Here is a 3,131-nt window from a genome sequence, read left to right on the forward strand (position 1 = left end):
CCCGTTCGACATCGAAATCGCCAGCGGCAGCTACTGGCTGACACGCCTCAAATCAAAACAAGCCACCCCCGCGATGCAAGCCTTCAGAGAATGGCTGCTCGCCGCCACCAAATAAATTAGGGTCAGAGTCAAATTAATTGGAAGGCAGATGTCCTCTACCCGCGGAAGTCAGGACACCAAGGTAAGCGGATTCTGGGTGGTCAGTTGAAAACCGTTTGCATCCGACAGCAATTGCGCCTGCGCGCCAACCGGCAGGGTCACTTTGTCGCGGATGTGGCCGAACGGCAAACCGGCCAGTATCGGCGCCGATATGTGGGCGCGCAGGTAAGCCAGCATGGCATCGAAGTCATAGCCGTTGTCGTGCTCCGCCAGCCGATAGTTGGAAAAATCGCCCAGCACGATCGCTTGCTGCCGCTCCAGGATGCCGGCGTATTCCAGCTGCAGCATCATGCGCTCGATGCGATACGGATGCTCGCCGATATCTTCCAGGAACAGGATGCCGCCGTCGACCTGCGGCAGGTAGGAAGTGCCGACCAGGTGGTTCAGCATCGCCAGGTTGCCACCCCATAAGGTGCCTCTGGCGTTGACTGCCGGGTTGCCGGCGGCGCTGACTTGCAGCACCTGTTCCGGCTGCCGCAAGCACTGCCAGAAATGCGACATCGTAAACTCGCTCAGCTCGGCCTCGCCGAAATCGCTGCATAGCATCGGCCCGGCAAGGCTGGGGGCGCCAGTCTGCGCCAGCAAAGCCAGGTGCAGCGCGGTGACGTCGCTATGGCCGACAAATATCTTCTTGCTGGCGGCCAGGCGCTCAAAATCCAGCAATGGCAACAGGCGCGACATGCCATAGCTGCCGCGTATCGCCAGCACGATCTGCACTTGCGGATTATCGATCGCCTCGTAGATCTGCCCTACCCGTGCGGCGTCGGTGCCGCCGAAACGCTGGTATTTGGCAGCCGGATCGTAGTAGTCATAGACTACGCAGCCCTGGCTTTGCAACGCCAGGATGCCGCGCGCCAGCGCTGCTTCGTCGGAGGCGTAGCCGCCAGGTGCGATCAGCGCGACGCCGATGGATTTCTTGGAAGGTGCTTGGACAGGTTCGGTCACGATTGTTTTTGTTGGGCTTGGCGGCGTTCGGCGAAAAATTCTTTGAGTAGTGTGCCACATTCCTCTGCCAGCACGCCAGCCGTCAGCTCGGTGTGATGGTTCAGCTGTTCCTGTTCGAACAGGTTGAGCACCGATCCGCAGGCGCCGGTCTTCGGGTCGCTGGCGCCAAACACCACACGCGCCAGGCGCGCATGCATCATGGCGCCGGCGCACATCGCGCACGGTTCCAGAGTGACGTACATTTCGCAACCGGGCAGACGGTAATTACCGAGGATGGTGGCGGCTGCGCGCAGCGCCATGATTTCCGCATGCGCGGTGGGATCGTGGTTGCCGATCGGCTGGTTGAAGCCGGTGGCGATGATTTGCCCGTCTTTCACGATCAGCGCGCCTACCGGCACTTCCCCCAAGGCCCAGGCATTGCGCGCCTGGGAAATGGCTTGCTGCATATAAATGGCGTCACGCATCATAGGCAGGGCCGCTCAACGGTCTTCGGAAATCTCTGCCCAGCAGTTGGGCGTTTCGTGCAGCACCAGTTTTTGCAGGTGCAGGCCGGTGCCGTAATGGTCCTTGTAAGCCGCCTTGAGGATATCGTAGGCGGTGCGCGCCAGGTTTTCCACTGTCGGGATACGGTCGATGATGACGGTCTTGTGATCCGGCAGCGTCGCCAGGAAATCGCGCACCGCCGTGTCTTTTTCGTAGACCAGGAAAGCGTGGTCCCAGACATCCACCAGATGCTGTTTCGCCAGCGTCTTGATGTCGGAGAAATCCATGATCATGCCGTTGTCGGAACTACCCTCGACTTCAATCACGGCGCCGACCAGGGTGATTTCCAGCGTATAGCGATGGCCGTGCAGGTTGCGGCACTGGCTCTTGTGGTCGGGAATCCGGTGGCCGGCGTCGAATTCAAGTTTGCGGGTGATGGTAAGCATAGGTAATCGGTTCTTTAAAAAATCTGTTCAGGGAATCTGCAGCAGCTTGTGGGTTTGCAGGCTCAGCTTCCATTTCGGGTTGCGCTTGCAGGTCTCAATCGCCAGTTCCAGATTGTGCGCCAGTTGCGGGCCATCCATGGCCTGCACATAGAAATGTTCGAAATCAAGCAATTCGTATGCCGCCAGCGACTGGCCGATCTGCGGGATCACCACTTTCAGCTCGTTGCCCTTGCGCAGCTTCAGTACCGAACCCATCTTCGGGCTAACGCAGATCCAATCTATGCCCGGCGGCGGCAGCAGCGTGCCGTTGGTTTCGATGGCGATCTCGAAACCGGCCGCGTGCATGCTGTCTATCAGCGCCGTATCCAGCTGCAGCAAGGGTTCGCCGCCGGTGAACACCACGAACTTGCTGGCGGCGTAAGTCTCCGGCCAGAGCGCATTGATGGCATTGGCCAGCGCAGCGCTATCCTTGAACTTGCCGCCGCCCTCGCCGTCGGTGCCGACAAAATCGGTATCGCAGAACTGGCAGACCGCCGTGCTGCGGTCTTCTTCGCGGCCGGTCCACAGGTTGCAGCCGCTGAAGCGGCAAAACACCGCAGGGCGGCCGGCATGGGTGCCTTCGCCTTGCAATGTGTAGAAAATTTCCTTGATGCTGTAGGTCACGGTGCTTCTCGCATATGTTCGCCAGCCGCTGAAATCCGCATGGATATCGGGCCTGACACTGTCAATACTCGCAGTTTTCCGACGTTTTCACTATCAAAAACGATGGTTTTTTTGCTGGTTTGGGGGATAGGTCGATTTGCGGGAAAGCTGCATTTCTGCCTCAGATCCGTGAGCAGATGCCGACCTAACCCTCTATTTTAGCGTAGAAAGCCAATTTCAGCGGCGCGCGGGCGGTATTCGAACGGTGTAACGCTGCATTTTTGACAACCAGACGCACTCCGCATGCGGCTCTGCGACATCAGGATGAGAATGCCCAGCGCCCCAGTTGTACGTGACGTGTCTGGCCAAGCAGGCTATGCACGAGGACAAATTCGCGCGCGGTCCAGCTGATGGGTTCAATCGTTCCTAGAGGAACCAGGCGATTGTCGTACAACA

Annotated in this window: 4 protein-coding genes and 2 pseudogenes; 1 reads left to right on the forward strand and 5 read right to left on the reverse strand. The window is 58.9% G+C overall.

All coding sequences use genetic code 11. The features are described 5' to 3' along the window. Positions 1 to 115, forward strand: a pseudogene (locus JWQ61_RS02990) (LysR family transcriptional regulator); the annotation flags it as partial. Between the two features lie 53 nt (positions 116 to 168). Here the strand turns inward: JWQ61_RS02990 and ldcA are convergent. The 5 genes and pseudogenes from ldcA to JWQ61_RS22090 form a co-directional block, all read right to left on the reverse strand. Continuing rightward, on the reverse strand, positions 169 to 1,104 hold the full coding sequence (gene ldcA, locus JWQ61_RS02995) for a muramoyltetrapeptide carboxypeptidase (RefSeq protein ID WP_304359201.1): 936 nt from the start codon (positions 1,102 to 1,104) through the stop codon (positions 169 to 171). Next, positions 1,101 to 1,568 carry a tRNA adenosine(34) deaminase TadA gene (tadA, locus tag JWQ61_RS03000; RefSeq protein ID WP_304359203.1) on the reverse strand — a complete coding sequence of 156 codons (468 nt, stop codon included), beginning with the start codon at positions 1,566 to 1,568 and terminating at the stop codon, positions 1,101 to 1,103. The genes ldcA and tadA overlap by 4 nt, the downstream gene beginning before the upstream one ends. A gap of 15 nt (positions 1,569 to 1,583) precedes the next feature. Further along, on the reverse strand, positions 1,584 to 2,033 hold the full coding sequence (gene queD, locus JWQ61_RS03005; protein ID WP_014005360.1) for a 6-carboxytetrahydropterin synthase QueD: 450 nt from the start codon (positions 2,031 to 2,033) through the stop codon (positions 1,584 to 1,586). A 27-nt stretch (positions 2,034 to 2,060) separates the two neighbouring features. Further along, the gene (gene queE, locus JWQ61_RS03010) at positions 2,061 to 2,696 is read right to left on the reverse strand and encodes a 7-carboxy-7-deazaguanine synthase (RefSeq protein ID WP_304359202.1); all 636 of its coding nucleotides are present in this window, start codon (positions 2,694 to 2,696) and stop codon (positions 2,061 to 2,063) included. Positions 2,697 to 2,994: 298 nt separating this feature from the next. Next, a pseudogene (locus JWQ61_RS22090) lies at positions 2,995 to 3,131 on the reverse strand (2'-5' RNA ligase); the annotation flags it as partial.

The organism is Collimonas fungivorans (assembly GCF_028292705.1).
In the GTDB taxonomy this organism is placed as follows: Bacteria; Pseudomonadota; Gammaproteobacteria; order Burkholderiales; family Burkholderiaceae_D; genus Collimonas; species Collimonas fungivorans_B.